The sequence below is a fragment of the uncultured Kluyvera sp. genome, assembly GCF_902485085.1.
In the GTDB taxonomy this organism is placed as follows: Bacteria; Pseudomonadota; Gammaproteobacteria; order Enterobacterales; family Enterobacteriaceae; genus Kluyvera; species Kluyvera ascorbata.
Window position 1 is genome coordinate 124,030 of sequence record NZ_CABTJS010000004.1, and the last position, 25,753, is coordinate 149,782.

Sequence of the window (25,753 nt, forward strand, 5' to 3'; positions counted from 1 at the left end):
GGCACCGTGCAAACCGCGGTCAGCTAGCCGCGGGCAGGGAAATGTGGTGGTAGATAGGCCATGTCAGGCTGAATCGGGCACCGCCCAACGGGCTGACGTCGCAGTGCGCCTGTCCGCCCATCGCTACGGCGATTGAGTGAACGATGGCCAGCCCTAAACCACAGCCGCCGGTGGCCCGGTCACGGCTAGGGTCGAGACGAACAAACGGCTCAAATACGCGCTCGCGCTCACCTTCAGCAATGCCAGGGCCGTCATCATCGACCTGAAGACACGCCAGGCTGCCATTGCGCGTCAGGTTGACCTGAATCTGCGACTGGCTGTAGCGCATGGCGTTATTAATCAAATTATCCAGCACGCGCTCCATCAGGCGCATATCCAGCGCGCCGTAATCCCCTGGTGTTATCTGATTGACGGTGACTTCACGCTGCGGGTTGACGGCCTGAACATCTTCAACGTGCGCGGTGATCCACTGCGGCAGGTCTGGGGATGTCAGAGAGAGTTCGGTCTGTGGGCGGTCAAGGCGGGCGTAGGTCAGCAGCTCTTCGATCAGCGCTTCAAGCTGCCCGATATCGCGGTTGAGCGCCAGCGATTCGGCCTCGGTCAGGTTTTCACTCATCTCCAGGCGATAGCGGAGACGCACCAGCGGCGTACGCAGTTCGTGGGCGATACCGTCAATCAACTGCTTTTTGCTGGCAATGAGCGCATTGATGTTATCAGCCATCTGGTTAAAGGCGACCCCAAGACGCTCGAAGCTGGACATACTGTCAAAGTGAATGCGTTCGCCTAAATGACCTTCACCAAAGCGCTGGGCCGCACTTTCTAGTCGTAGCATGTCCTGCCAGTGGGGACGCATCCAGATAAGGACAGGAAAGGCGAGTGAAATAGCAATAAACGCCATGAGAGCGATATCAAGCAGCCGCATTTCATGCATAAAGTACAGATAGGGTACCGGCCCGACGGCCAGCACGTAGTGGCTGCGCGGAATGCGCTGAATAAAGGTGTACTGATCGTCGAGCGCCACAATATCGCCCGCCCGCAGATGCTGCATGGAGCTTTCAGCCAACTGAAACTTGCTGAGCGGCTCAATGCGCAAGTCGAACGACAGGTTGAGATCCAGTTCGTTCAGCGTTTTGCTCCAGTTGCGCGGTGGAATTTCTCGCAGTTCGCTGCGCATCAGATACAGAGAGCTTTTCATCAAATCGTCGAGCGATTGGCGGCCAGCACGTTCGGCGGTGAACTTATAGACCAGCCCAACCAGCATGGTCATGACCAGAAAGCAGACAAACAGTAAAAGGTAAAACTGCACAAACAGTTTTTTCATGAAAAATCACCGAACGTTCAATGTGTTAACTAGTATACGTCTTTCTCTGGAGGACACTGTTATATCCGCCGATGCGCTGGCTCAGAAATGCTATCCGATCGCCAACAAGCGCGTTATCCAGGCAGAGTACACTGTATAACGCATTTCTGCATGCTCATGGACACAATCGCAAACTCATTTCTGTCTCATCCTGGAGGCTCTCTGGCTTGCATCTGTTCTGTACTCGCCACATAATGAATGATCGTTCATTCATTATGTGGCGTTAATGTCACCAGACGCCATCCTCGATACCAACGGTAGGTAAACAATGTCCAGAAAAACGCTTCGACTGTTATTCCCACAATGGCAGGGAGGGAACAACCCGCCTTACCATCTTGGCTCGCTTCTGCTCTCTTTCCTGGCCCCCAGACCCACCGGGCCGGTTGAAGAAGTGCCCGTTGCTTTGCCTGATGGTATTCCACTGGCTGAAGTCGATGGTATCAGAGGGAAAGCGCAGATACTCCGTCAACTGAATGACGCTGCCGGGCTTATTGAAAAACATAATCCTGAGGCCATTGTGGTATTGGGCGGCGATTGTCTGGTGTCGCTCGCGCCTTTTGCGCATTTGCTGAATCAATATGGCAATAAGTTGGGCGTGCTATGGATTGACTCTCATCCCGACGTCCAGACGGCGGCGCAGTACCCTAATGCCCATGCGCATGTGCTGGGAGCGCTATTGGGGACGGGCGATCATGACTTAGTGGCTCACGTCGCCAATACGCTTTCTCCTGAAAAAGTGATGATTGCCGGTATTCATGATCCACTGGCTTACGAAAGCGAATACCTGGCCAAACATCATATCGCCACCGCTAGCCCGGAAGCGGTGAGAAATGGGGCACAGGAGGTGCTGGAATGGATAGACCGAGAGAAAATCGAATATTTGGCGATTCATATCGATCTGGACGTTCTGGATCCCGCATTTTTCCGCTCAGTTTTGTTTGCTCAACCGGGGCGCGGTGCGCATGACTTTGGTGATGTGGCTGAAGGTAAGCTAAGCATTGAGGAAGTACTCATGCTCGTTAATCTGGCGACGTCTAAAGCAGAGGCTGTTGGGCTTACGCTCGCCGAACATATGCCCTGGGATATGCTGAACCTTAAAAACATGCTCAACGGCTTACCGTTGCTGAAATAATGGGGAGGATCAAGAGCCAGCGTGGTGTGCTTAACGCTGGCTCCAACCTTTAAAGGACGGTAAAGTCTGGGCCATTGAATGATGGAAAAGGTCATGTATGTCAAAGGACACCGAAACGTACCATAAGCTGATTACTGCCGCGGCTGCCTGTTTTGCCGAAAAAGGCTTCAGTGCGACCAGCGTGCGCGAGATTTCTACCCGAGCAGGTATCAGCCAGGGCGCAATGTACACCTATTTTAAAGGCAAGGATGAGCTGATAAGGGCTATCGTTCTTGAGGAGCAAAACTCCGCGCTGTCTGCCCATAAAGAAGCCGCTCCAGGGACCTATTTTGAACGTCTCTGTCAGCAGGTCGCGTCCTGTATCAGCGATGTGGGTTATCCGGTGACGCATCGTCTCTGGGTTGAAATTATGGCGGAATCCTCCCGCAACGCTGAACTACAGGATGCCTTTATCGCCAGCGACGCCATCATGCGGCAAAGTCTTGCGACGATCATTGAGCAGGGGATGGCTGCAGGCGAGTTCCGACCGGACATTAACCCGCAGGAAATGACCATTATTCTGTTTGCGTTTATTGATGGCTTAATTGCCCGTAAGGCGATCAATTCGGCGTTTTCGCTGCGCGTTGATGTGCCGATGTTCCCTGAGCTGATGGCTAAATTGCTGTGCTAATGTGCTTTACCTGATAAGCATTTCTCAAATGCCCGACGTACATTTTCATCCCTAAAGGGCACCTGGAAAGCGTGGCTTAAAATCATCTGCGTCAGCCTCTAACGTTGGGGAGTCCTGGTGCTATCAAATCAGATAACTTATTGAAAGGCGAGAAAGTCTGGAGCGACGACAATGAGATCTGATAGGGTGGTGAGTGCATAAAAAAAAGAAATTGTGTCGTTCCTCGTTTGGATAAGATACAAATGCCCGCGCTAAATTTGAGGTGAATGCTATGCAACAAATTGATTTTTATATGGTAGATGCCTTTGCTACCGCTACGTTTGATGGCAATGCTGCTGCGGTTTGCCCGCTTACCGAATGGCTGCCGGATGAGACGCTATTAAACATGGCTAAGCAGCATAACCAGTCTGAAACCGCCTATTTTGTCACCAATGATAATGGTTTTGAGCTGCGTTGGTTTACGACTCAGGGTGAGATAAATCTCTGTGGGCATGCAACCCTTGCCGCCGCGCACGTTATCTTTGAATATCTTGATTATCCCGAGGCGACGATTCATTTCGATACTCGATTTGTCGGGCCACTCACGGTGTCACGCAACGGTGAATGGCTAACGCTTGATTTTCCCGCCTGGAAAACAGAACCCGTTGTTCCCCCAGCGTTATTACTGGAAGCATTGGGGATAACAGATTACAAAGAAGCGCGCGTAGCGCGTGATTATCTGATTGTGCTGGAAAATCAGCAGCAGGTAGAGGCGCTGCGTCCGGATATTCATGCCATGATCCCGCTGGGAAAAATGGTCAGCGTTACCGCCAAAGGTGAGGGAACCTACGATTTCGTCAGCCGTTTCTTCTGTCCTGGCGAAGCCGTTGCGGAAGATCCGGTGACAGGTTCAGCGCATAGCATGTTGATCCCCTACTGGGCGGAAAAACTCAGCAAAACGCACATGCTGGCGCATCAGGGAGTTGAACGTGGCGGGGAGTTACGTTGTCAGTTCGCGGGGGATCGCGTTCACATCGGTGGGCAGGCCACCACGTACCTGATAGGTAAAGTGCTGTTACGCTAGGTGTCGTGTTGAGCGCATGGGGCGGTTGTTTTCAACCGCCTTTTTTTCGCGTTTTATGCGAACATTAAGATAACCTTAAGAAGATCGCATTCAATGCTAACGAGGGGAAAAAATTTCTGATTAGTATCAGGTCTACATTATTTTAATGAATACTAGTTATGAAATTTGATACTCGTTTGACGGTTTCCGTCGTATTGCTTGCTGGTTTATCGGTGCTATTTCCTTTTGCTGCGGACTGGCACGTTCCGCTGTTGGGCGGCGTAGTGGTGGCCTGGATTGAAAATGGTCAGGCGCTCTGGCTATTGTTTGGTGCGGTATTTACCGTCTGGTATATCAGACCGCTCTCGCGCCCCGAAGGCGAAAAGCAGTTCTGGCTGTGGGCCACGCTGTGGTGGGTGGTTTTACTGGGACGAAGCACCAGTTGGGGTCGTGTCTATTTTCCGCAGACTCCGCATATCGTTTTTAGAATTATCTCGGTTATATTGATTGGCGCACTGCTGCTGTCGCTGTTTTCACGCCACTTACGCCGCGAAATTAAGCGACGGGTTAAGGAACAATCGATACCGTTTTGGCTGCTGGCGGTCACGGTGGTCACGTTCTTAATATCAGATACCGTAGAACATCACCGCTTGCTGGCGCCGCTGTTTGTACGCGATTTGCATTATGCCGATATGATGGAAGAACTGTATGAAATACCGTTCATGATCGGGTTGCTACTGACGACGCACTATTTTATGCGCGCGGATAAAACAGCAGAAATGAAATTAACGGTCGCTTATCAATAGCGATTTGACGCGGCTCAGCGTTCAGGGCACTGAGGCGCGTTTTATCAGTTAACGGAAATCGGTTTTTCTTGCTCCGTTTCTTTTTTATTCAACACTCGGGTAGCAATAACCCCAGACATCATCGAACCATTCACGTTCAGCGCCGTACGTGCCATATCGACAATCGGTTCAATCGCAATAAAGATACCGACCAACGCGACCGGGAAATTAAGGGTGGAGAGGACAATCAGCGCGGCAAACGTTCCGCCGCCGCCAACGCCTGCCACGCCGATGGAACCCAACGCAATGGCAGGTAACAAGGTCAACAAGAAATGCAGTGAGAACGGATCGATACCCAGGGTTGGCGCAATCATGGCAACCATAATCGCCGGATAAATCCCCGCGCAGCCGTTTTGTCCCATGCTGGAACCAAATGAAGCAGCGATATTGGCGATGGTACTCGGCACGCCGAATTTCTCCTGCGCGGTAATTGCCAGCGGAATGGCCGCCGCGCTGCTGCGGGAAACAAAAGCAAAGGTCAACACTGGCCAGACGGTTTTATAGTAACGCAGCGGATTATGACCGCTTAGCACCAGCAAAATAGCGTGCACAATAAACATCATTGCCACCGCCAGGTAGCAGGCAACAATAAAACCGAGCAGGCTGGTAAATTGCGCAAGTTGATAGGTGGAGAAGACTTTTGCCATTAATGCCAGCACGCCATAAGGCGTGAGCGCAATAACGATACGCACCATCTTCATAGCCCAGAATTGAATGGCGTTAATTCCGCTGCTTAATTTTTCACCTTCTTCCGGTGCCTCTTTTTTCACTTTCAGTAGAGCAACACCTGCCAGCAGGGTAAATATGACAATCCCAATCACCGAAACGCTTCTTGCACCGGTCAGGTCAAGGAACAGGTTGGTTGGAATTAACGATGTGATGAGCTGTGGCAGTGAAACGGCGGCCGTTTTCGAGACGTCATCAGCCGTTAAGTTGGACTGCATCTGCCCGAAGGTACTGGCGTTGAGCCCGATAACGTGGGCGGTAGCCAGACCAATAAACCCGGCGATCATCACCAGCACAAGCATACATGCGACAATCGTCAGGGACAGTTTGCCGATCCCCGCGTTATTTTCGAGCTTATTAATGGCAGACAGAATGGAAATAAAGATCAGCGGGATGGCGACCAATTTTAATAAATTCACATACCCGTTACCAATGACGCTGTACCAGTCAATAATAGTGGCTTTGCTGCCAGAAGAGATAAAGTGAAGAGAGAGCCCAAGGATCGCACCCATGAAAATGGCGACGAAGACAGAGCGGGAGAGCGATTGACTGCGTTTATCTATTTCGAAAATGCCCCATGAGCAGATCAAAAAAAGCGCAATATACGCGAGCGTAGTGAACATCTTTAAGCCTCTTGCCCCATTCAGCACCTGAAATGCCGGAAAGAGTTGTTTTCAATTAATTAACCTATTATCCCAGATGGATAATAGCGACGCGGCGAATTATAAAGAATAAAACTCTGTAATGTCACACAAAAATTGTGACTTTATGCGTTTGATACCCTCTGCGATTATCCGCGGTCCACACCATCATTGGCGGCTTGTTTTCAGTACGGGGATCTCGTAGGTTATTTTTTTATCTCCATTCGGGGGCATTATGCAGGCGTTACTGGTTATTGATATGCAACGGTTTGTCAGCGATAGAATCGCGCGTGGGATAACGTATTTTCCCACTGACAGCATTGAAAACATGAAATCTGTTATTGCCGCTTTTCGGTCGGCCGGAAAGCCGGTGATCCACGTTCGTCACGAAACGATGGAACCGGGGTCTGACCTACATAAAAATTCTCCGCAATACCCTCCCGTAGCTGGGTTTGAAGAGCAGGGCGAAGAAACGGTATGGGTTAAACGGACGTCTTCGGCGTTTAGTTCTACCGACCTTCAAAGCTGGCTGCAGCGAGCACAGATTACTGAGTTGACGGTGGTCGGTGCCGTGGCCGGTTTCTGCGTGAACTCAACGGTTCGCTCAGGATGCGATTTAGGCTTCAAAATGACGGTGGTGCGCGATGCTGTCCTGAGTTTCCCGCTGGATAACGCCGGACTGAGCGCAGAGAACATCTTCAACGTGACGCTCGGATTGCTGGAAGCGGGGTTTGCCCGCGGGGCTAATGCTACCGAATTGATGTTGCAGAGCAGCTGATTTTATAAAGTAGGGCTGGAAGCGTGTTTATCGTTCTATTGGTAGCATAAACACGCTGTTTTTGAAGGTGGTTGTATCGCGTCTCTCGGAGGTTATAATTTTTCACCCAGCATTTTATGCTGTCTGGCGTTTCATCACTCCCAGGCGTGCGGCGCGAAAAGATAGCCTTTATTACGCACGGTTTTAATGCGGTAAGGTTCGGTCGCGCTGTCGAGCAGCTTCTTACGCAGGCGCGAGATAGCCACATCAACGCTGCGATCCATACCGTCGTAAGTGACGCCTCGCAGATTTTTCAACAGCGCGTCGCGGTCCATAATTTGCCCCGCGTGGGTCGCCAGCTCCCAAAGAAGATCGAAATCCGCCGTCGATAGCGCAATGTTCTCACCGCTTAACAGTACCTGGCGATTGACCGGGTCAATGGAAAGCGTGCCGAAGCGAATGGCTTTATGTGGCGTCAGCGCGGGTTGCGCCGGTGTCGTACTGCTTGCTGAGGCAGAGCGCTGGCGCAGATGCAGGCGCAGACGTGCCAACAGCACCGCCGGGGGCGTCGTTTTGAGTATGTAATCGTTAGCGCCCATTTCCAGCGATAAAATATGGTTCATGTCGCTATCGAGCGAAGTGAGCAGCACAATAGGGCCGGCCCATTGACCGCGCAGGTCGCGGCATAGCGTCATGCCATCTTTGCCTGGCAACATGATGTCCAGCAGCACCAGGTCAGGGTTTTCCCGGCTGATCGTTGCCTCTGCGTTATCACCGCGAGGCTCGACCACCACTTCCATATCATGCTTTCCGAGATAAGCGGCGATCAGCGCCCCAACATCCGGATCATCCTCAACATAAACGATCTTATTCATTACTCTACGCACTGACGGAAAAAAGGCTACGATACACTGAGCGCCTGTTGCCCGCTATCATTCCTTTCTTAATTTCCGCGCTGCATTAACCATTCATTAATAAGCAGACTTCCGTTATGCTCGGACAACATGTTGTTTATTGGTGAACAAAAAAATGGGGTTGTTAATTAAAGCGCTGCTGGGAGCGCTGGTGGTGGTGTTGATTGGCGTACTTGCGAAAACTAAAAACTACGCGATCGCCGGGTTGATCCCGCTGTTCCCGACCTTTGCGCTGATTGCGCACTACATTGTAGCCAGCGAGCGCGGTACCGAGGCGCTGCGTGCCACTATCGTTTTCGGCATGTGGTCGATTATTCCCTATTTTCTCTATCTGCTTTCGCTGTGGTACTTCACCGGCATGATGCGCTTGCCGCTGGCGTTAGCAGGCGCGGTGGCCTGCTGGGGCGTCAGCGCCTGGCTGCTTATCTTCCTGTGGGGACGCTTCCACTAAACGCTAAACCAATGGACGACCGCCATCGACGGCGAAGGTGCGCCCGGTGACGTAGCAGCTGCCGAGGATATACTCGACGAGATCGATAATTTCTTTCTCCCCGGCGGCAATCTTCATCAGCGACTTGTTGAGCGCTTTCTGGCGATATTCCGCATCATCACCCTCATTAAACAGCACCAGCGCTGGGGCAATGGCGTTGACTTTGACCTCCGGCGCCAGTTTGCGAGCAAACGAGCGGGTCATATTATCCAGCGCCGCTTTACTGGCGGCATAGGCGATGTGCTTATCGCTACCGCGCTCAACCACGTAGTCGGTGAAGTGAATAATGTCGCCTTCAGCATGACCGTGACCGCGCAGCATATCTTCCAGCGCATGGTTAAGCAGGTAGGGAGCATGGACGTGAATCTGCATCATCGCGTTCAGCACATGGCTCAGCGATGCGCCTGGCGTTTCTGCCAGCCACCCGCTAGCGTTATGAATAACCGCGCGCAGGCCGGAGCAGTGGCTTCTTACCGCATCCGCAAAAGTATAAATGCCTTCATCAGTAGAAAAGTCTGCCTGAATACAGACCGCGCCAGCTCGTTGCATGACATCGATGGCGGGATAGTGAGTCCGGTAGCTTAAAATAACCGGTTGCTGCTGGGTGAGAAAATGGTGGGCAAGGGCGAGGCCAATGCGGCGGCCTCCACCGGTTATCAGAATCGGGCGTGATAGCATGTTTGAACCCATCGTACTCTCCTTATTTTGCAGACGATGGGGTCACGCGTATCACCCCACCAGCATCCATGTTGCCGGTACGGCGGCAACCAGAAGCAAACCAATTAAAGCCAGTTCACGACGCTTCAGCATGACGTTGTCGACATGAGTGCGGCGCGCGTAAATAAAGACCAACAGCCCCGGTGCGTAGAGCACGACCGACAGCAGCAGGTGCATGGGGCCAGAAGCATACAATAACCATAAGCCATAAATGCAGGCGCCGACACCGATAACCTTATGTAACGGACGATTCGCAATTTTTAACAGAAATGCGCCCACCAGGAAATAGGGCACAAGGATCATTTCGGAGGCGATGGTTAGCAGCGTATTGTAGTCTGAGCCGGTCAGCCAGATCAGTACCAGACTTGCCTGAACGCTGAGGTTTGTCAGCCATAGCGAAGCGGATGGCGCATTGTTCGCGTTCTGGCGGGCAAAAATACGCGGGAAGGCTTTATGCGTGGCGGCCAGCAGCGGCACTTCTGCCGCCATAATCGTCCAGCTCAGATAAGCGCCGCAGACCGAGACAATCAGCCCGGCGGCAATCACCACTTCACCCCATGAGCCCATTAGACGCACCATCAGGCCAGCCATTGATGGGTTACGCATCTCAGCAAGTTCCGGGCGAGCCACCACACCCATTGACAGCAGCGTCACCAGCAAATACACGCCCAGCGCGGAAACCACTGCCAGCAGCGTTGCGCGGCCTACATCCTTTTTATTGCGGGCGCGAGCGGATACGACCACCGCGCCCTCCACGCCGATAAATACCCACAGGGTAATCAGCATGGTGTTTTTCACCTGCTCCCAGACAGGTACGCCTAAGTCAATGCCGTGGAAATCCAGGGTGAAGGTGTTGCTGTTGAAGGCAATGGCGGCAAGTACGATAAACAGCCCCAGCGGCACCAGCTTCGCGAGCGTTGCGACCAGGTTAATGCCAGCAGCAGTTTGCACGCCGCGAAGTACCAGAAAATGGACCACCCACAGCAGAACCGATGCGCCAACAATGGACTGCCAGGTATTGCCGTCGCCGAAGAGACGCAGTTCGGGCGTATCGGTAAAGAAGCTTAGCGCTGAGAAGACAATCACCAGATAAGAGACGTTAGCAATCACCGCGCAAAGCCAATAACCCCATGCGGAGCAAAAACCAATCAGCTCACCGAAACCTTCGCGTGCATAGGTAAAAATGCCGCCGTCGAGGTCTGGGCGAATACGGGTCAGCACCAGCATCGCGATAGCCAGGAACAGAATACCGACGCCGGTAATCGCCCAACCAATCAGCAGCGCGGCAGGGCTGGCAACTTCCGCCATGTTTTGCGGCAGACTAAAAACGCCTGCACCGAGCATAGAGCTCAGAACCAGTGCCGTCAGAGCACTAAGCCCTAATTTCTTTTCCATGTGAATCCTGTTGTGGAAGAAGAAGAACAAGAATATTTATTTGGCGAAATCGCATAAAAATGGAGGATTGCGCTGAGGCGGCGATTTTACGGAGAGCAGTGCATACATGCAACAATGTATGACTTAAAAAGTCAGGATATTGGATTCTGGAGAATCAAAAAGGAATGTCCCGGCGGCGGTGCTGGTGTAAAAAAGGGGTGAAAGTCAGAGAGTGAGCGTGATGATGAAAAAAGCCGGTGAATCATCACCGGCTTTTTTGTGATTACTTGTACAGGTCGGCGCTGATGGTGACGTTGCCGCCACGCTCTTGCCACTGACGTGTAATGTGGTAGTACTTCGCGCCTTTCTTGGCGGCGCGTTTGGCTACCTGATAGGACACTTCGGTCATGTTGCCGTAGTTGCCGGTGAACTTAACGCTGTCGAACGGCACCATCTGTGCAGCAGCGATTTTGTTCAGCTCTTCAACTTTAGTGCCGTCTGGCAGCGTGACGCTGTAACGTCCACCTTTAGAGGACTGGGTTTCGAAGAACCGGCCAACACCGGTGCCTGAACCTACGGCGGCAGTGGTGGCAACGCCTGGGATTTCAACCTGTTTAGCGGCTTCACCGCCTGCGGCCAGGGCTTTACGGCCAGCGTCGGAGTCAGCAGGAATAGCATCCGGGCTTTGCAGAACGCGTTTTTCAGCGTCAGCTTTATAAATGTATGCCGTTACGCGCTGGTTGCCGCCGTCATTGGCATCAACCTGACGAACGATAAAGAAGGAAGCCGCGCCTTTGGCTTTTGCGGCTTTGGTGATGGCATCGTTCACTTCTGGCTGGCTGCGGTAGAAGCCCTGCACGGTAACGGTGTCATAAGGAACCAGGGCAACGGCCTGATCTTTTGGCAGTTCAACGATACCGTTGATGACGCGGTTTTTAGGCGTATCCGCTTTGCCTGCATCGGCTTTATATAAGTCGGCCGTTACGCGCCAGTTCCCGCTGCTAGCGAAATCTGAGGTATCGACAACATAGAAGGAGGCTGCGCCTTCTTTGTCCGCTTTACGGGACACAGCATTGACGGCATCGCCAATGGCGTTAAAACGACCTGTTACGACAATGCGGTCGTATGGCTTCAGTGCGGACGCTTGCTCCGGGGTCAGCTCGGTAGCTGCATGAGCGGACAAGGCCGCGGCAGACAGCATGGCGGACACGAGGAGGGTGTTCTTAAGCTTCATAAAAATAATCCTTCGCCTTGCGCAAACCAAAATCGGAAATGTTGTAAACGGGAAACGCCTGATTATGGCATTGAAATGACGCTACTGTCTGCGTCATTTTTCACTTCAGATGCGAACCCGATGACGGTTTTGGATAACTTTTCCTGATATGTTGAAAAAACGGGCGCTTGACCAGAAAAACCGGTCAACCATATGACTTTTTTAAGTTAATAGAATGTTAATTAGCATATCCTGCCCGCAAAAAATCATGTTTTCACTCGTCGATGAAGCGAATTATGAGGCTCGCTAAACAAATCGGGGTAAATATCGCTGTTTGTAACCGTCATCACTCGGTGTTTGGCATTTAATGCAAAAATAGTGTTTTCCGGAGCTAGATCACAATCGTGATTTTCAGTAGGTTATAGACAGTTTGTTACTGTTTTATTTATTCAGGTTGCTCGCCTGTTTGTTCGCTTACGGGTCATCCGCAACACACTGACAAAATAGCAAACCATCAAATAAAAACCGATGTAAGGGAATAGTTATGCGTATTGGTGTACCAAAAGAGAGGTGGGCCCAGGAAACGCGAGTCGCAGCAACACCGAAGACGGTGGAACAGCTGCTTAAGCTCGGTTTCAGCGTGGCAATTGAAAGTGGTGCAGGAAAACTGGCAAGTTTTGATGATGAGGCATTTGTTCAGGCTGGGGCAGAAATCGTCACAGGCGACGCGGTCTGGCAGTCAGAGGTTATCCTCAAAGTGAATGCACCACTGGATGAAGAAATCGCGCTGCTGAATCCGGGCACCACGCTGATTAGCTTTATCTGGCCTGCGCAAAACGCTGAGCTGATGGCGAAGCTGGCCGCCCGTGGCATTAACGTTATGGCAATGGACTCTGTGCCGCGCATTTCCCGCGCGCAGTCGCTCGATGCCTTAAGCTCGATGGCAAACATCGCCGGCTACCGTGCGATTGTTGAAGCGGCCCATGAATTTGGTCGCTTCTTTACCGGCCAGATCACCGCGGCGGGCAAAGTCCCACCGGCAAAAGTGATGGTGATTGGTGCTGGCGTCGCAGGTCTTGCAGCGATCGGCGCGGCTAACAGCCTCGGTGCGATTGTCCGTGCCTTTGATACGCGTCCAGAAGTTAAAGAACAGGTGCAGAGTATGGGCGCCGAGTTCCTTGAGCTGGATTTCAAAGAAGAAGCGGGTAGCGGTGATGGCTACGCTAAAGTGATGTCCGAGGCGTTTATCGCCGCGGAAATGGCGCTGTTTGCCGCGCAGGCAAAAGAGGTCGACATTATTGTGACCACGGCGCTGATCCCGGGTAAACCGGCCCCGAAACTGATCACCCGTGAAATGGTTGACTCCATGACGCCGGGTAGCGTCATCGTTGACCTGGCGGCACAAAACGGCGGTAACTGCGAATACACCGTGGCGAATCAAATCGTCACCACGCCAAACGGCGTGAAGGTGATTGGGTATACCGACCTTGCCGGTCGTCTGCCGACGCAATCCTCCCAGCTGTACGGTACCAATCTGGTAAACCTGCTGAAGCTGCTGTGCAAAGAGAAAGACGGCAACGTCACCATCGACTTTGACGACGTCGTGGTACGCGGCGTGACCGTGATCCGCGAAGGCGAAGTCACCTGGCCGGCACCGCCAATTCAGGTTTCTGCGCAGCCTCAGGCGGCGAAGAAAGTGGCTGAAGAGCCAAAAGAAGCGGCTAAACCGGCTTCACCATGGCGCAAGTATGCGCTGATGGCGCTGGTGATTATTCTATTCGGTTGGCTGGCGAACGTCGCGCCAAAAGAGTTCCTCGGTCACTTTACGGTGTTCGCGCTGTCCTGCGTAGTGGGTTACTACGTGGTGTGGAACGTTTCTCATGCATTGCACACGCCGCTGATGTCGGTCACAAATGCCATCTCGGGCATTATCGTGGTCGGGGCGCTTCTGCAGATTGGCCATGGTGGCTGGGTCAGCTTCCTGAGTTTTATCGCGGTATTGATCGCCAGCATTAATATTTTTGGTGGTTTCACCGTCACTCAGCGCATGCTGAAAATGTTCCGCAAAGGATAAGGGGTAACACATGTCTGGAGGATTAGTTACAGCTGCATACATTGTTGCCGCGATCCTGTTTATTTTTAGCCTTGCAGGGCTGTCCAAACACGAAACGTCCCAACAGGGCAACTACTACGGTATTGCCGGGATGGCTATCGCACTGATTGCGACCATCTTCGGGCCGGATACCAGCAACGTGGCGTGGATCCTGCTGGCGATGATCATCGGCGGCGCGATTGGTATTCGCCTGGCGAAGAAAGTTGAAATGACCGAAATGCCGGAGCTGGTGGCGGTTCTGCACAGCTTCGTGGGTCTGGCAGCGGTGCTGGTGGGCTTTAACAGCTACCTGCAGCACGAAACCGGCATGGAGCAGATTCTGGTCAATATTCACCTGACCGAAGTGTTCCTCGGTATTTTCATCGGTGCGGTGACCTTTACCGGTTCTATCGTGGCGTTCGGTAAGCTGTGCGGTAAAATGTCGTCTAAGCCGCTGATGCTGCCAAACCGTCACAAGCTGAACCTCGCCGCGCTGGTAGTCTCTTTCCTGCTGCTGGTGGCGTTCGTTCGTACCGATAGCGTCGGGACTCAGGTGCTGTGCCTGCTGGTGATGACCGTTATCGCGCTGGCTTTTGGCTGGCATCTGGTGGCTTCCATCGGCGGTGCGGATATGCCGGTGGTGGTTTCGATGCTGAACTCCTACTCCGGTTGGGCGGCGGCGGCGGCGGGCTTCATGCTCAGCAACGACCTGCTGATCGTGACCGGTGCGCTGGTGGGTTCTTCTGGTGCCATCCTGTCGTACATCATGTGTAAAGCAATGAACCGTTCGTTCTTCAGCGTCATTGCCGGTGGTTTTGGTACCGATGGTTCCTCTACCGGTAGCGACGAAGAAGTGGGCGAGCACCGTGAAATCACCGCGGAAGAGACGGCGGAAATGCTGAAAAACTCTCACACGGTGATTATCACCCCGGGCTACGGCATGGCGGTGGCACAGGCGCAGTATCCGGTGGCTGAAATCACCGACAAGCTACGTGCACGCGGTATTAAGGTTCGTTTCGGTATTCACCCGGTTGCCGGGCGTCTGCCAGGCCATATGAACGTGCTGCTGGCGGAAGCGAAGGTGCCTTACGATATTGTGCTGGAGATGGACGAGATTAACGACGACTTCTCCGATACCGACACGGTGCTGGTTATCGGTGCGAACGACACCGTTAACCCGGCTGCACAGGACGATCCGAAGAGCCCAATCGCCGGGATGCCGGTTCTGGAAGTGTGGAAGGCGCAGAACGTTATCGTCTTCAAACGCTCAATGAACACGGGCTATGCTGGCGTGCAGAACCCGCTGTTCTTTAAAGAGAACACCTCTATGCTCTTTGGTGATGCTAAAGCAAGCGTAGACGCGATTCTGAAAGCGCTCTGATTGTTCGTTTGAAAATGAAGCCGTCGGGTCTCGTGGACCGGCGGCTTTTTTTATTTGTCTCTTGATTGCTTTTGGTCAAAAATTGCACACTCAAAGGTGTTACACTACTTCAAGTCGTCCACACCTAAGAGGAAGTTATGGATACCTTGTTATCGCCTGCACAACTGGCCATCGAATATCTCCGCCGTGAAACCACGCCTTTAACCCCCGCACAGTACCTGAAACGCGTTAAACAGCTTGAGCTGGAATTTGCCGACCTGATGTCACTTTCCGCCATTGAGCTCAAAGAAGAAATCGATTTTGCCTGGCGACTAGGGCTCCACTGATAGGTGTGTGATACCAGACATAAAAAAACCGGCATGAGCCGGTTTTTTTATTACCATCACCAGGACCGTTAATCGTCCTCTTCGTCATCCATCTCGACCGGCGTCTGGTAATCATTTGGCTTAATAGCAAGCAGATCGCAACGCAGGTGGTCAATGACCTGTTCCGCCGTATTACCCAGGAATGCCGCTGAAATACCAGTACGGCCGACGGTGCCCAGCACCACGATACCGGCATCCAGATGCGCGGCCAGATCCGGGATAACCTCTTCAGGCAGCCCTTTCTCAACGTGGGTGAATTTTTCGTCGATACCAAATTTCTGGCGCAGCGATTTCATCGCCAGAAGATGCTGACCGCGAATCGCGTCGTTATACACGCTTGGATCAAAATCAGGCAGTTCAATCGCGATATTGATAGGGGTTACAGGGTAGGCGCCAATCAGGTGAACCTCGGTATGGTTAACCTGGTCTGCCAGCTCCATCGTCTCTTTGACCAGCTTCTCGTTCAGCGCGTTGTGGTATTCCTCTTCGCTGGCGAGGTTGACGGCCACCAGCGCTTTACCGCCTTCTGGCCACGGCTGATCTTTCACCATCCACACCGGGCAAGGGCATTTGCGCAGCAGGTGCCAGTCGGTCGGGGTAAAGATGACGGATTCCAGCTTGTCATGCTGGTGGGCCATTTTCAGCATCAGGTCGTGGCCACCGCTGATAACCTCCTGAATAATCGCTTCGAAGGGGCGATTGTGCCACACCACTTTAATTTCCAGCGGTACGCCAGCCTCCAGGTAGAATTTAGCCTGCTCGCGGATCCATGCGGTTCGCTGGCTAATTACGCCCTGGCGCATTGCGGTGCGCTCGTCAGGAGACAAAAGGGTGGTCATTTCATAAGAGAAGTCATAGATAGGCAAAAAGGCTTTAATGCGCCCGCCAATTCGTTGATGTAGATAAACAGCGCGTCGCAGCGCCGGCTGATCGTCCTGGTTCGGGTCGATAGCAACGAGCATATTTTGATACTTGGCCATACAGGTCTCCTTACAGCTGTAACCACAGTTTGTAAGTAAAAGATAACTCATATATGGAGAATGAAACAGGGGATAACCTTCGCTAGATCAACAAACAGGATAAATTAACATTACTGCCGTATTGGAATTTAGCCCCAAGGATTTACTTATAGCTGGAATGGAATTAACGCTATTTCTGCGGCATTCTGCGAGATGGTCAGGCATTGGGGGAGGGAATGTTGCCGATTTTCAGACTATCTCCAGCCATCAGAAAATCACGATGACTGAAGCGAGTGGTGGAAACATAACGGCAATAAAAAACCCCGAAAATTCGGGGTTTTTCAGCAAGTGCTCAGAATCTATCAGGCAACGTTGCGAGTATGTCCCGCGAGGATTGCCAGCGCATCGCTGTTTTCAATCGTAATGTATTTGCCTTTTACTGCCAGCATGCCGCTTTTCTGGAAACGACCCAGCAGACGGCTGATGGTTTCTACCGTCAGACCGAGGTAGTTACCGATATCGCCACGGGTCATCGTCAGGCGGAACTCACGAGGAGAGAAACCACGCTGCGCGAAACGGCGAGACAGGTTATAGATAAAGGCCGCCAGGCGTTCTTCCGCGTTTTTCTTCGACAACAGCAGGATCATGTCCTGATCGCCTTTGATCTCACCGCTCATCAGACGCATCATCTGCTGACGCAGGTTTGGCATCTTACCGGACAAATCGTCCAGCGTTTCGAACGGGATCTCACAAACCATTGAGGTTTCCAGCGCCTGAGCAAAGCTTGGGTGGTGGCCTGTCCCGATGGCATCAAAGCCCACTAAATCACCGGCCAGATGGAAGCCCGTAATCTGCTCATCGCCCTGTTCGGTGATGGTATAGCTCTTGATGGTACCGGAGCGAATAGCGTACAGAGACTTCAGTTCATCACCGGCCTTGAAGAGGGTTTGCCCTTTCTGAATGGGCTTTTTGCGCTCGATAATATTATCCAGCTGATCAAGCTCATGCTCATTAAGAGTGAACGGGATGCAAAGCTGGCTGATGCTGCAATCCTGACAATGGATAGCGCAACCGCCAGACTGAATGCGTCGTATAATTCTCTTTTCCGGGATCATAGGTCTGCTCAAGCCGTAATTGATATTAGTCAATTTTAACATCTTTTTATGGAGCAGGTAAGTCTCGGCGTAGGGATTCACCTAATATTAAAAAGGGATAGTTCCCATCGAGATATATCCAATTGATATACCTCATTTATTTTCAGGAGTGATTGTGAAAGCAGATGTCTTAAGGCGACGATAAGGCACAGAAAATCAAAGCAGCAGGTAGCCTTCATGGCGTAAAAGCCACTCTTTTCGCTGTACGCCACCGGCATAGCCCGTCATGGTGCCGTTGCGCCCAATTACCCGATGGCAGGGAACGACAATGCTGACAGGATTCGATCCGTTTGCTGCGCCCACGGCTCGCGCGGCGCCGGGGCGACCCAGCTGTTCGGCAAGCTGCCCGTAATGCATAACCTGTCCGCAAGGGATGGTACGCAGGGTCTGCCACACTTCTCGCTGAAAGTCGGTTCCGCCTGTCGCCGTTGGCAGCGTTTCAATCACGGCAAGATCGCCCTCAAAGTAATCAGCGAGCTTTTGACTCAATCCACCCGGATTGCGGGAAGCGACGCGGGTATAACCTTCATGACGGTAGTGAATGTCCAGCAGTTGATCCATACGGTCGCTGTGTTCTTCCCATTCAATCGCCCGCAGGTGGAAATTTTCATCGCACAGGATCCACAGCAGCCCCACCGGGGTAGCAATTTTGTCTTCGAGCAAAGTCAGCATACGTACGCTCTCATTTTAATGAATTATTCCTATACTCCACCATACCATGTGAATACAACGATGCTCTATACCCCAAATGTGTAACCTTGTAAAATATATGGTTTTATATAACCAATTCGGATTGTGCGAATTAAGAGGATATAAAAATTAAATTTTTCCGATGGCAAGAAATATAAAATAATGTATAGCCGACTATAAGTAAGCTATTGAATAGCGGGGTAATGAAAAGGCGAGAGCGGTCAGTAGAATAAAAATCGGGGCCTGTCGACATCGCCAGACCCCGCAGCAACCACACAATTGTGTCCATACTTGTTCCCACTTTTGCTCCGAACAGCGGGTATTACTATTTATAACGGGTTCGCGTTAATTTTCCAGATAATTCTTGGTGATTTATTTCACGTATTCGAAATGCCCGCTCAATATTAATTCTCAATTTACGACATTTAAGCATGAATTAATTTATACAAATAAATAATAAGTTGCGAATGAAGATATTTGGAAGGTGAGGAATTACGCAACTGGATGACAACGCATTGAGCCAACCCGGCGACACGGCTATAGTATGCGCCAGACGTAACGAAGGGGAGCTCTCATGAATCTTGATGACAAATCGCTGTTTCTTGACGCCATGGAGGATGTCCAGCCGCTTAAGCAGTGCCACGATGTACACTGGCAGCCCGTTCGTAACGCCCGCACTCGGCAGGAGTTAGACACGCTGCAGCTGGATAACTTTCTCACCACCGGCTTTCTCGATATCGTCCCGCTTGCGACACCGCTTGAATTTAAGCGTGAAGGGCTACAGAACGGTGTGCTGGATAAACTTCGGCTGGGGAAATATAACCAGCAGGCCAGCCTGAATCTGCTGCACCAGCCGGTTGAATCTTGTCGCCAGAACTTGTTTGCCTTTATCCGCCAGGCGCAGAAAGAGAATCTACGCAACGTGCTGATTATTCATGGCAAAGGCAAAGAGGACGGTTCTCATGCCAATATTATTCGCAGCTATCTGGCCCGCTGGCTGACCGAATTCGACGAAGTACAGGCATTTTGCTGCGCGCTACCGCACCATGGCGGCAGCGGTGCGTGCTACGTTGCGCTGAGAAAATCGGACTCCGCGAAGCAAGAAAACTGGGAACGGCACGCCAAACGGAGCCGCTAGATAAACTCGCTGTAGGCCGGATGAGCGAAGCGCCATCCGGCGCTAACGCAGCAACAAACTCAGCTCTGCCGCCGCTTTTTGCAGTTCCGGCAACACCCGTTCTAACAGATCGGCGGCGGAAACTTGTCCCGCATGAACGCCCACGTTTAATGCCGCTTCCACGTGCCCCTGTGGGTTGAACAGCGGCACCGCCAGCGAACGCAGCCCCATTTCCAGCTCCTGATCGTTTAACGCATACCCCTGCTGACGAATCGTTTTCAGCTCGGTTCGCAGTTTGGCAACGGAGGAGATGGTCTGCGGGGTATAGCGAATCATGGTGATACGCGCCAGCATGTCATTCAGCTTTTCTTCCGGCTGGTGGCTTAGCAGCACGCGCCCCATCGAAGTGGACCAGGCGGGCAAACGGCTGCCGATATCGAGATCGATGGTCATTATGCGTGAGCTGGAGGCGCGAGCAATATAGAGAATATCGTCGCCGTCGAGGGTGGCAATAGAGCAGGACTCATTAAGCATATCGCTCAGGTGTTTCAGCACCGGCTGCGCCGAACGCGCCAGCGGCGTTGATGCCAGCCAGGCGTGCCCAAGGGATAAAATCCGTGGGCGTAGCTGGAAATTCTTACCATCTTCCGCGTAAACAAACCCAAGCTTGCCGAGCGTATACAGGCAGCGTCGCACCGCCGCGCGCGGAATACCCGTTTTCTGACTGATTTGTGAAATCGACAGCACCCGACGCTGTGGAGTGAAGGCCTGGATCACCTCCAGCCCTCGCGCCAGCGACGCCATAAAATTCGGGTCACCTTTAAACGGATCGCTATCGCCCGTCAAAATATCGTCTGGATGTTTCTCCATTTTCTCTCCGTTTATGCCATCGATCACATTCTTCAGCTAAACATACACGATGTTCGATTATCGCACCATATTTCGATTATCGCCCTTGACCGGCATCGTTAAGCGGGTCACATTTTGTGCGAACAACGAATACAAGTGCGATAGTCGCACATCAAGGAGCAACCTGATGATCGATAAAAGTGTGCCGACGCTGACCGATGCCGTCGCGGGTATCAACGATGGGGCGACGATAATGATTGGTGGTTTCGGGCCAGCCGGACAGCCAACCCAACTGATTGATGCGCTGATTGAGCAGGGCGCGCGCGACCTGACCATCATCAATAACAACGCGGGTAACGGTGAAATTGGCCTCGCGGCGCTGCTGAAAGCGGGCCGTGTACGCAAAATGATTTGTTCATTCCCACGTCAGGTCGATTCGCAGATTTTTGATGACCTCTATCGCCGCGGCAAAGTGGAGCTCGAGCTGGTGCCGCAGGGTAACCTGGCCGCGCGCATCCAGGCCGCAGGGGCAGGGCTTGGGGCTATCTTTACCCCTACAGGTTACGGCACGCCGCTGGCGGAAGGTAAAGAGACGCGGGAAATTGACGGTCGCCACTATGTACTGGAGTACCCGATTAAAGCGGACTTTGCACTGATTAAAGCCCACCAGGGCGATCGCTGGGGCAACCTCGTGTACCGTAAGGCGGCGCGTAACTTTGGACCGATCATGGCCACCGCGGCAAAAACGACGATTGCCGAAGTCACCAATCTGGTGGCGCTGGGGGAGCTCGACCCGGAGAACGTGGTGACGCCAGGCATTTTCGTTCAGCGTATCTTCTCGCTGGAAAACCTCAACCACCAGGCAATGCGCGCTTAAGGGGCCCATGATGCAAAAACTCTCTCGTGATGATATGGCAAAGCGCGTGGCGCAGGATATTCCCGAAGGGGCCTACGTCAACTTAGGTATCGGCCTGCCGACGCGTATCGCCAACTACCTGCCGACGGACAAAGAAGTGTTCCTGCACAGCGAAAACGGCCTGCTGGGTATGGGGCCAAAACCGGCTCCCGGCGAGGAAGACCCGGAATTGATTAACGCAGGTAAAGAATACGTCACCTTATTGCAGGGCGGCTGCTATTTCCACCACGGCGACTCCTTCGCCATGATGCGCGGTGGTCACCTGGATATCTGCGTGTTGGGAGCCTACCAGGTCTCGGCGCAGGGCGACCTTGCCAACTGGAGCACCGGCGCTCCAGATGCGATTCCGGCCGTTGGCGGGGCGATGGACTTAGCCGTCGGCGCGCGTCAGGTTTTCGTCATGATGGACCACCTCACGCGTGACGGGGAGTGCAAGCTGGTTGAACACTGTACCTATCCGCTGACCGGTGTGGGCTGCGTTAGCCGCATCTATACCGACCTGGCCGTTATCGACATTACCGCAAGCGGCCCGGTGGTACGCGAGATATTCAACGGACTCTCCTTTGAAGAACTGCAGCGCATCACACCGGTCACGCTCTCTTATCACGCCGTAGCGGAAATCGCTTAAGGAACAATGATGAATCAGGCATTTATCTGCGACGCGGTACGCACTCCGTTCGGTCGTTTTGGTGGTACTCTTTCAGGCGTTCGCGCTGACGATTTGGCCGCGCTGCCGCTGAAAGCGCTGTTGGAGCGCAATCCGGGGCTCAATCCGGCGCTGATTGATGATGTGATTTTCGGCTGCGCCAACCAGGCGGGGGAAGATAACCGCAACGTCGCCCGCATGGCGCTGCTGCTGGCCGGGCTGCCGGAGACGGTACCTGGAACCACCATCAACCGCCTTTGCGGTTCGAGCCTTGATGCGATTGGCGTGGCAGCCCGTGCGATTAAAAGCGGTGAAACGCAGCTGATGATTGCTGGCGGCGTGGAAAGTATGTCCCGTGCGCCGTTTGTGATGGGCAAAGCGGAAAGTGCGTTTAGCCGCGCCATGAAGATGGAAGACACCACGATCGGCTGGCGCTTTATTAACGCGCAGATGAAAGCGCGCTATGGCGTGGACTCGATGCCGGAGACGGCGGAAAACGTGGCAACCGATTTTGCTATTGCGCGTGCCGACCAGGACGCTTTCGCGCTGCGAAGCCAGCAGAGAACCGCGCTGGCGCAGGCGAATGGGGCATTTAATGATGAACTCATTTCGGTGCAGATCCCGCAGCGTAAAGGAGAGCCGATTCTCTTTACCCAGGATGAACACCCGCGCAGCACCGCTTTGGAGTCGCTGGCAAAATTAAAAGGTGTTGTGCGCCCGGACGCCACCGTCACGGCGGGCAACGCTTCTGGCGTAAATGATGGTGCCTGCGCGTTATTATTAGCCAGCGAACAGGCAATGACGCAAAATGACTTGCAGCCGCTGGCTCGGGTGGTTGGCATTGCCACCGCAGGGGTTGCGCCGCGGATTATGGGCTTTGGCCCGGCACCTGCCGTTCGGAAAGTGCTGGCGCAAACCGGCTTAACGCTGGCGCAAATGGATGTTATCGAGTTGAATGAGGCGTTTGCCGCACAGGCGCTGGCGGTACTGCGCGATTTAGGATTGCCGGATGATGCGGCACATGTTAATCCAAACGGTGGGGCGATTGCGCTGGGCCATCCGCTCGGCGCGTCAGGTGGACGCCTGGCGATGACCGCGGCCTACCAGCTGCGCCGTACCGGTGGGCGCTATGCGCTGTGCACCATGTGTATTGGCGTAGGCCAGGGAATCGCGCTGATTATTGAACGTGTATAAGGAGCAGGAATGAGTTTGTTAACCCCGCTATTGCGCACGGATGCACTCACGGCTGTTTTCAGCGATGAGCAGCTCGTTCAGGGGATGCTGGATTTTGAAGCCGCGCTAGCCAAAGCGCAGGCTCGCTGTGGAATCATTCCCCACGAGGCGGTGGAGCCTATCGTTGCGGCCTGTCAGGCTCAACGGCTCGATTTTCCGGCGCTCGCCGCGGCGGCGGCGAATGCTGGCAATCTGGCGATTCCCCTGGTGAAGCAGTTGACTCAGGTGGTGAAGGCGAGCGCCCCGGAGGCGGCTCGCTATGTCCATTGGGGTGCAAGCAGCCAGGATGCCATTGATACCGGCCTGATGCTTCAACTTCAGCAAGCGTTACAGCAGACGGAGTCCCGGCTTCAGCGTCTTATGCACGTGCTGGCCAAACAGGTTGCGCGTTATCAGCATACGCTGATGGCGGGTCGAACCTGGATGCAGCATGCGCTGCCGATCACCTACGGTTTGAAACTTGCGGGCACCCTGGATGCGTTACTGCGCTGGCACGAACGGCTCCAGCAAATGCGTCCTCGCGTCCTGACTCTGCAATTTGGCGGTGCGGCGGGTACGCTCGCCTCGCTAAAAGAGAAAGGGCCGCAGGTTGCGCAAGCGCTGGCCGATGAACTGAACCTGGCGCTTCCCGATACCCCATGGCATAGCCAGCGAGACCGTATTATTGAACTGGCGAGCTGGTATGCCGGTCTTTGCGCGACCCTTGGTAAGTTCGCCAATGACTTTGCGTTAATGATGCAAACGGAAGTCGCTGAAGTGAGTGAACCCATTGCGGAAGGGCGAGGCGGTTCGTCCGCGATGCCGCATAAACGTAATCCGGTTAGCTGTGCTGCGATCCTTGCGGCGGTCGCTCGTACGCCGGGGCTGATGGCGACGCTGTATGCGAGCCAGATTCAACAGCACGAACGCGCGCTGGGTGGCTGGCAGGCCGAATGGGAAACGCTTCCGCAGCTGGTGATGCTGGCGGGGGGCGTGCTCGAAAACAGCGAATATTTGCTTTCAGGGATGCAGGTTAATGCGCAAAAGATGCGTGATAATCTCGATATCACTCATGGCCTGATCATGGCTGAATCCGTCACTCAGGCACTAGCGGCCCATATCGGTAAAGCGGATGCCCACCATCTGATTGAAAAAATTTGCCATCGGGCAATCGCGCTTGATTGTCCGTTACGACCGCTACTGGAAAAGGATTCGCTGGTGAGCCAGCATCTTTCTTCAGAGCAACTTACGCAGCTGCTGGATCCGGCAAACGCTGTCGGTAGCGCGGACCACTTTGTGCGCCAGGTATTGGCGCGCTTTCAGGAGTTAGGGACATGAATATCCATTATCGCCTCGACGGACCGGAAAAGGCACCGGTACTGGTGTTATCAAACTCACTGGGCACTACGCTCACGATGTGGGACGCGCAAATGCCCGCGCTGACCGAACACTTTCGCGTGCTGCGCTATGATACGCACGGTCATGGACAAACAACGAAACGCGGAAAGGTGACGTTGTCACAGCTGGGTGAGGACGTGATTACGCTGCTCGATCATCTGAATATCGAACGCGCCAGTTTCTGCGGTATTTCAATGGGTGGCCTGACCGGACTGTGGCTGGCACGCTTTGCGCCGGAACGTTTTGAGGCGGTTGTTGTGGCGAACACCGCGGCTAAAATTGGCGAGCAGGCGGGCTGGTTATCACGAGCGCGTACCGTGCGCAGTGAAGGCATGGGCGTGGTTGCCGCCGGCTCTGCGGATCGCTGGTTTACTCATGCCTTCCGTGAGCATCATCCCGCGGTGGTAGAGCAACTGTGTCATCAGTTGGCCGAGTCAGAAGCAGAAGGCTACGCCGAATGCTGCGATGCGCTTGCCGCCGCAGACCTGCGTGCCGAGGTGGCGGCTATTCATGTGCCGATGCTGATTATCGCCGGGGAAAATGATCTGGTTACCACCGTGGACGATGCCGATTTCCTGCATCAACAGATTGATGACGCGTTCCAGGTCTGTCTCCCGGCCTCACATTTATCAAATATCGAAGCCAGCGACGAATTTAATGCCGCGCTGGTGGCTTTTTTACGGAGGAATCATGGCGGATAAAGAACGCTATCAGCAGGGTATGGCGGTTCGCCGAAAGGTACTAGGCGACGCTCATGTTGATCGCACTGTGGCGAAACTTTCCCCGCTGAACGAGGAGTTTCAGGACTTTATCACGCGCTACGCCTGGGGTGAAACCTGGACGCGTCCGGGTCTGAGTCACCATACGCGCAGCATGATAACCATCGCCATGCTGATTGCACTCAACCGCGAAGCCGAACTCAAAATGCATCTGAGGGCGTCATTTAATAACGGCGTGACCCGCGACGAACTGAAAGAGCTGATTATGCACTCGGCGCTGTACTGCGGTTTACCGGCGGCAAATGCGACGATGCATCTGGCTCAGCAGGTGTTCGATGATATTGATGCGGGGAATTCGTGATCCCTGGCCTGAA

At 53.3% G+C, this 25,753-nt stretch carries 26 protein-coding genes; 16 read left to right on the forward strand and 10 right to left on the reverse strand.

Features of this window, described 5'->3' with window-relative positions; genetic code table 11:
• Positions 1-19: 19 nt before the first annotated feature.
• Complete coding sequence (rstB, locus tag RDN66_RS00950; RefSeq protein WP_202215765.1) at positions 20-1,321, reverse strand: two-component system sensor histidine kinase RstB; 1,302 nt, start codon at positions 1,319-1,321, stop codon at positions 20-22.
• 307 nt (positions 1,322-1,628) lie between these two features.
• Between rstB and RDN66_RS00955 the strand changes: the two genes are divergently transcribed.
• The 4 genes from RDN66_RS00955 to RDN66_RS00970 all read left to right on the forward strand — a co-directional run bounded on the left by RDN66_RS00955 (position 1,629) and on the right by RDN66_RS00970 (position 5,010).
• Positions 1,629-2,492: an arginase family protein gene (locus RDN66_RS00955; RefSeq protein ID WP_202215764.1), complete on the forward strand. Its 864-nt coding sequence runs from the start codon at positions 1,629-1,631 to the stop codon at positions 2,490-2,492.
• Positions 2,493-2,589: 97 nt separating this feature from the next.
• Entirely contained in the window at positions 2,590-3,162 is a 573-nt protein-coding gene (locus tag RDN66_RS00960) for a TetR family transcriptional regulator (protein WP_308537455.1), read from the forward strand.
• Positions 3,163-3,433: 271 nt separating this feature from the next.
• The gene (locus tag RDN66_RS00965; protein WP_202215762.1) at positions 3,434-4,225 is read left to right on the forward strand and encodes a PhzF family phenazine biosynthesis protein; all 792 of its coding nucleotides are present in this window, start codon (positions 3,434-3,436) and stop codon (positions 4,223-4,225) included.
• Between the two features lie 158 nt (positions 4,226-4,383).
• The gene (locus tag RDN66_RS00970) at positions 4,384-5,010 is read left to right on the forward strand and encodes a hypothetical protein (RefSeq protein ID WP_202215761.1); all 627 of its coding nucleotides are present in this window, start codon (positions 4,384-4,386) and stop codon (positions 5,008-5,010) included.
• Positions 5,011-5,054: 44 nt separating this feature from the next.
• On the opposite strand, the gene RDN66_RS00975 is transcribed toward RDN66_RS00970, so the two are convergent.
• Entirely contained in the window at positions 5,055-6,398 is a 1,344-nt protein-coding gene (locus RDN66_RS00975; RefSeq protein ID WP_308537456.1) for a cation:dicarboxylate symporter family transporter, read from the reverse strand.
• 253 nt (positions 6,399-6,651) lie between these two features.
• Here RDN66_RS00975 and RDN66_RS00980 point away from each other — a divergent pair, with 253 nt between their 5' ends.
• The gene (locus RDN66_RS00980; protein ID WP_227675081.1) at positions 6,652-7,194 is read left to right on the forward strand and encodes a cysteine hydrolase family protein; all 543 of its coding nucleotides are present in this window, start codon (positions 6,652-6,654) and stop codon (positions 7,192-7,194) included.
• 134 nt (positions 7,195-7,328) lie between these two features.
• On the opposite strand, the gene rstA is transcribed toward RDN66_RS00980, so the two are convergent.
• Positions 7,329-8,048 (reverse strand): two-component system response regulator RstA, encoded by a 720-nt coding sequence (rstA, locus tag RDN66_RS00985; protein WP_202215759.1) that lies wholly within the window; start codon positions 8,046-8,048, stop codon positions 7,329-7,331.
• Between the two features lie 154 nt (positions 8,049-8,202).
• Here rstA and RDN66_RS00990 point away from each other — a divergent pair, with 154 nt between their 5' ends.
• Positions 8,203-8,538: a GlpM family protein gene (locus RDN66_RS00990; RefSeq protein WP_035895486.1), complete on the forward strand. Its 336-nt coding sequence runs from the start codon at positions 8,203-8,205 to the stop codon at positions 8,536-8,538.
• 3 nt (positions 8,539-8,541) lie between these two features.
• Here the strand turns inward: RDN66_RS00990 and folM are convergent, their stop codons facing one another.
• The 3 genes from folM to ydgH all read right to left on the reverse strand — a co-directional run bounded on the left by folM (position 8,542) and on the right by ydgH (position 11,902).
• Positions 8,542-9,267, reverse strand: coding sequence for a dihydromonapterin reductase (gene folM, locus RDN66_RS00995; protein WP_202215758.1), 726 nt, complete (start codon positions 9,265-9,267; stop codon positions 8,542-8,544).
• Between the two features lie 39 nt (positions 9,268-9,306).
• On the reverse strand, positions 9,307-10,689 hold the full coding sequence (locus RDN66_RS01000) for an amino acid permease (RefSeq protein ID WP_202215757.1): 1,383 nt from the start codon (positions 10,687-10,689) through the stop codon (positions 9,307-9,309).
• Positions 10,690-10,951: 262 nt separating this feature from the next.
• On the reverse strand, positions 10,952-11,902 hold the full coding sequence (ydgH, locus tag RDN66_RS01005) for a DUF1471 family protein YdgH (protein WP_202215756.1): 951 nt from the start codon (positions 11,900-11,902) through the stop codon (positions 10,952-10,954).
• A gap of 523 nt (positions 11,903-12,425) precedes the next feature.
• On the opposite strand from ydgH, the gene pntA reads away from it, so the two are divergent.
• The 3 genes from pntA to RDN66_RS01020 all read left to right on the forward strand — a co-directional run bounded on the left by pntA (position 12,426) and on the right by RDN66_RS01020 (position 15,680).
• Positions 12,426-13,955, forward strand: coding sequence for a Re/Si-specific NAD(P)(+) transhydrogenase subunit alpha (gene pntA, locus RDN66_RS01010; protein ID WP_202215755.1), 1,530 nt, complete (start codon positions 12,426-12,428; stop codon positions 13,953-13,955).
• Positions 13,956-13,965: 10 nt separating this feature from the next.
• The gene (pntB, locus tag RDN66_RS01015) at positions 13,966-15,354 is read left to right on the forward strand and encodes a Re/Si-specific NAD(P)(+) transhydrogenase subunit beta (protein WP_035895466.1); all 1,389 of its coding nucleotides are present in this window, start codon (positions 13,966-13,968) and stop codon (positions 15,352-15,354) included.
• Positions 15,355-15,491: 137 nt separating this feature from the next.
• The gene (locus RDN66_RS01020; RefSeq protein ID WP_035895467.1) at positions 15,492-15,680 is read left to right on the forward strand and encodes a YdiH family protein; all 189 of its coding nucleotides are present in this window, start codon (positions 15,492-15,494) and stop codon (positions 15,678-15,680) included.
• A 68-nt stretch (positions 15,681-15,748) separates the two neighbouring features.
• Here RDN66_RS01020 and uspE read toward each other — a convergent pair whose 3' ends face one another.
• From uspE to ogt, 3 genes are all read right to left on the reverse strand, one after another.
• A complete protein-coding gene (gene uspE, locus RDN66_RS01025; RefSeq protein ID WP_035895468.1) occupies positions 15,749-16,699 on the reverse strand; it encodes a universal stress protein UspE in 951 nt (316 codons plus the stop codon).
• Positions 16,700-17,040: 341 nt separating this feature from the next.
• Positions 17,041-17,793, reverse strand: coding sequence for a fumarate/nitrate reduction transcriptional regulator Fnr (gene fnr / locus RDN66_RS01030; protein ID WP_061708991.1), 753 nt, complete (start codon positions 17,791-17,793; stop codon positions 17,041-17,043).
• 195 nt (positions 17,794-17,988) lie between these two features.
• Positions 17,989-18,504: a methylated-DNA--[protein]-cysteine S-methyltransferase gene (gene ogt / locus RDN66_RS01035; RefSeq protein ID WP_308537458.1), complete on the reverse strand. Its 516-nt coding sequence runs from the start codon at positions 18,502-18,504 to the stop codon at positions 17,989-17,991.
• Between the two features lie 592 nt (positions 18,505-19,096).
• On the opposite strand from ogt, the gene smrA reads away from it, so the two are divergent.
• Positions 19,097-19,660 carry a DNA endonuclease SmrA gene (gene smrA, locus RDN66_RS01040; RefSeq protein ID WP_202215754.1) on the forward strand — a complete coding sequence of 188 codons (564 nt, stop codon included), beginning with the start codon at positions 19,097-19,099 and terminating at the stop codon, positions 19,658-19,660.
• Between the two features lie 42 nt (positions 19,661-19,702).
• Here the strand turns inward: smrA and RDN66_RS01045 are convergent, their stop codons facing one another.
• Complete coding sequence (locus RDN66_RS01045; protein WP_035895474.1) at positions 19,703-20,509, reverse strand: IclR family transcriptional regulator C-terminal domain-containing protein; 807 nt, start codon at positions 20,507-20,509, stop codon at positions 19,703-19,705.
• Between the two features lie 166 nt (positions 20,510-20,675).
• On the opposite strand from RDN66_RS01045, the gene RDN66_RS01050 reads away from it, so the two are divergent.
• The 6 genes from RDN66_RS01050 to pcaC are packed head-to-tail and all read left to right on the forward strand — an operon-like array spanning position 20,676 to position 25,740.
• Positions 20,676-21,365 carry a 3-oxoacid CoA-transferase subunit A gene (locus tag RDN66_RS01050; RefSeq protein WP_202215753.1) on the forward strand — a complete coding sequence of 230 codons (690 nt, stop codon included), beginning with the start codon at positions 20,676-20,678 and terminating at the stop codon, positions 21,363-21,365.
• A 10-nt stretch (positions 21,366-21,375) separates the two neighbouring features.
• Positions 21,376-22,032, forward strand: coding sequence for a 3-oxoacid CoA-transferase subunit B (locus RDN66_RS01055; RefSeq protein WP_035895478.1), 657 nt, complete (start codon positions 21,376-21,378; stop codon positions 22,030-22,032).
• A 9-nt stretch (positions 22,033-22,041) separates the two neighbouring features.
• The gene (pcaF, locus tag RDN66_RS01060) at positions 22,042-23,244 is read left to right on the forward strand and encodes a 3-oxoadipyl-CoA thiolase (RefSeq protein WP_202215752.1); all 1,203 of its coding nucleotides are present in this window, start codon (positions 22,042-22,044) and stop codon (positions 23,242-23,244) included.
• 9 nt (positions 23,245-23,253) lie between these two features.
• Positions 23,254-24,600 (forward strand): 3-carboxy-cis,cis-muconate cycloisomerase, encoded by a 1,347-nt coding sequence (locus RDN66_RS01065; protein WP_308537459.1) that lies wholly within the window; start codon positions 23,254-23,256, stop codon positions 24,598-24,600.
• Complete coding sequence (gene pcaD / locus RDN66_RS01070) at positions 24,597-25,361, forward strand: 3-oxoadipate enol-lactonase (RefSeq protein ID WP_202215750.1); 765 nt, start codon at positions 24,597-24,599, stop codon at positions 25,359-25,361. The genes RDN66_RS01065 and pcaD overlap by 4 nt, the downstream gene beginning before the upstream one ends.
• Positions 25,351-25,740: a 4-carboxymuconolactone decarboxylase gene (gene pcaC, locus RDN66_RS01075; RefSeq protein WP_035897712.1), complete on the forward strand. Its 390-nt coding sequence runs from the start codon at positions 25,351-25,353 to the stop codon at positions 25,738-25,740. The genes pcaD and pcaC overlap by 11 nt, the downstream gene beginning before the upstream one ends.
• Positions 25,741-25,753: the final 13 nt, after the last annotated feature.